Below are 1773 nucleotides of genomic sequence, written 5' to 3'. Positions count from 1 at the left end.
AGAGGGTGTCCCAAAAGTGAATTTTGAGACACCCTCGCTAATCAAATTGGAAGACTTTCCGATAAAACCAAGGGGCTAAGCGGCCTATCGTCGCTTAGCTCCTTGGTTTTTAGCGTCCACCGCTGCTTTCTTCAGCAAATTGTGAGCAAGGGAAAGCCACCCGACCTCTAGACTTACTTTTTGTAAGCCTCGAAGCAGGAATCTTTTAAATCCTCGATTGCTCTTCACGTCTCCGAACACGGGCTCCGGCTCAATCATTCGTCTAACCGCCAAAGCATAACCTTCTTCACTTCGAAGCTTTTGCCTTGCTTGATTCTTGAGCTGTATATATTTCATGCTGACTTTGATTTCCCGATTTCCCTGGGCTTTTGTACACTGGGGCTTCAGCGGACATTCTTCGCAGCTGGAACTACGGTAATGACGATATTCGATCTCGTAGCCACTCTCCGTTCTTTCCTTGCTTGCGCGCCGAAATGACAGGGTTTGTCCCATTAGGCAAGTCCAGGTATCGTGTTCGCTATTGTAGGTCCAGTTATCGATCTTGCTGATATCCTTTTGCCAGGCCCTGCTTTTTTCACGATGATACGTGTTGTATTTGACGATGGCTTCGATCTGATTCTGTTCCAGGTAGTCGTAGTTTTCTTCTCCACCGTAGCCAGCATCCGCAATGACGGTGCCTGGCAGCTTGCCAAACTGAGTTTTGATTTTCTCCAGATGAGGGATTAGACAGCGGGTATCCGTCGGCCGCTGGTGGACACTGTAACCAAGAATGAACTGATTTTCAGTGCCGATCTGGACATTGTAACCTGGCTTCAACTGGCCGTTTCGCATATGATCTTCTTTCATGCGCATGAACGTAGCGTCGGGATCGGTTTTACTGTAGCTGTTTCGCTTGCCCAAGATAGCTTCATGATCCTCATACTTCTGAAGTCGTGGAAGCAAGTCTTTGCGGAGGACGCGTACTGCTTTTTTAAGCGGTTTGTCTTTAGGTTTCTCCTGCAGGCGTTCTTCCAGCTCTTTGACGGCTTGTTCCAGCCTTTCGCTAGTGATCGCCGAGGCCTCACCAAGTTCGGGAAGATCCCGACTTCCATGGATACGTTCTTCTTGTTTTTCGGCTTCTTCAATGGTGGCGAATAAGGTCTGGACCTTCTCCTGAAGCTTAGCCTTCTGTTTGACGACGGCCTTGCCCCAAACAAAGGTATACCGGTTGGCATTGGCTTCGATCTTGGTCCCGTCTACAAAGTAATGATCCAATTTCACGTAGTTCTCTTCGGCCAGAAATTGAAGAACCGCCGTGAATACGGTCTCTAATACGTTCTTCATGCGCTCGGAGCGAAATCGGTTGATGGTGCGAAAATCCGGACGTTGCCTACCTGCAATCCACATAAACATGATATTTTCACGGACAGCCTTGGCAATGAGGCGAGAGGAGTAAATGCGCTGCGTATAGGCATAGATGAGGACTTTAGTCAGCATCTTGGGGTGGTAACTGTCCCGTCCGCCTCCAGGGTAAGCCACGTCGAAGATGGCGTCGTCGAGACGATTGACGGCAGCGTTGACTACACGAACGAGGTGATTTGCGGGGATGTCCTCTTCTAAATCCATTGGTAAGTAAAGTTGATCCATGGTATATTGAATGTACAAAGAAACCGTCTCCTTTTGGTTTATGGTTGGGTGGTACCTCCATTTTACCAGAGAGTGGTTTCTTTTTGTTTGACGAAATGAAAAGAGGGTCGTCCCTCAGTCATCTATGATGACTTTTGGGACACCCTC

At 48.3% G+C, this 1773-nt stretch carries 1 protein-coding gene; it reads right to left on the bottom strand.

Annotated elements, in window-relative coordinates; genetic code table 11:
• Positions 1–84 precede the first annotated feature (84 nt).
• A complete protein-coding gene (locus MJ257_RS24465) occupies positions 85–1644 on the bottom strand; it encodes an IS1182 family transposase (protein ID WP_240271779.1) in 1560 nt (519 codons plus the stop codon).
• Positions 1645–1773 lie beyond the last annotated feature (129 nt).

It is taken from the genome of Paenibacillus timonensis, from assembly GCF_022427145.1.
GTDB lineage: Bacteria > Bacillota > Bacilli > Paenibacillales > Paenibacillaceae > Fontibacillus > Fontibacillus timonensis.
This window is presented reverse-complemented; position numbering and strand designations above follow the sequence as displayed.